The sequence below is a fragment of the Streptomyces sp. SID5910 genome (assembly GCF_009862125.1).
In the GTDB taxonomy this organism is placed as follows: Bacteria; Actinomycetota; Actinomycetes; order Streptomycetales; family Streptomycetaceae; genus Streptomyces.
Genome location: NZ_WWHX01000302.1, coordinates 1 through 343, shown reverse-complemented (window position 1 = coordinate 343; position 343 = coordinate 1). Strand labels below are relative to the sequence as shown.

At 68.8% G+C, this 343-nt stretch carries 1 protein-coding gene; it reads left to right on the top strand.

All coding sequences use genetic code 11. The features are described 5' to 3' along the window. Positions 1-147: 147 nt before the first annotated feature. On the top strand, positions 148-343 hold a 196-nt coding region (locus GTW67_RS38480), incomplete at its 3' end, for a hypothetical protein (protein WP_161164503.1).

Here is a 343-nt window from a genome sequence, read left to right as displayed (position 1 = left end):
TGGCGTTATCGGGTGGCGTGGTCGCCGGTGACGGTGGCCTCGGGTGTGTTGTCGGGGGCTTGGCTGGTTGTGGTGCCGGCTGGGCTTGCCGATGACGCGTGGGTGAGTGAGTGTGTTGCGGGTCTTGCGCGTTGTGGTGCGCGGCCTGTGGTGCTGGAGCTTGCTGCGGACGAGTCCGGTCGTGAGGCGGTGGCCGGCCGTCTGCGTTCGGTGGTGGCTGGTGAGCCTGACGGGTTTGCTGGTGTGGTGTCGTTGCTCGGACTGGCGTCGGGCCGGGACGGGGTGTGTGGTTCGGTTCCGGTGTCGGTGGCGTTGACGCTGGGTCTGGTGCAGGCGCTGGGTG